Here is a 291-nt window from a genome sequence, read left to right as displayed (position 1 = left end):
GATGACCACGTCGCCGTCGTGCGCGGCCAGGCGGGCGGCCAGGTCGGGGCTGGCCGCGCACAGGTTCAGCGCGTCCGCATCGACCACGAGCGGCCCCGTGCCGTCGATGACTTTCGACAGCAGGTGCGTGGCGCCGGCGGAATCGCCCATGCCCGGACCGGCGACGACCGTGCGGCCGTCGAACGCGAAGCCGACCGCGTCGCGGAACATGATCTCCGGCTGCAGCGGGTCGAGGCCCGGTCCCGGATCGACGGCCGCCACGAACACGCGGCCCGCGCCCGCATACAGCGC

General features: G+C 74.6%; 1 protein-coding gene. It reads right to left on the bottom strand.

Features of this window, described 5'->3' with window-relative positions; all coding sequences use genetic code 11:
- A partial coding sequence (locus ACEN88_RS35200) for an NAD(P)H-hydrate dehydratase (RefSeq protein WP_413347052.1) occupies positions 1 to 291 on the bottom strand: 291 nt, incomplete at both ends.

Source organism: Massilia sp. CT11-108 (assembly GCF_047302915.1).
GTDB classification, from domain to species: Bacteria; Pseudomonadota; Gammaproteobacteria; order Burkholderiales; family Burkholderiaceae_D; genus Telluria; species Telluria orientalis.
Note: the sequence above shows the minus strand (reverse complement) of the source record. Positions and strands in the feature narration are given on the sequence as shown.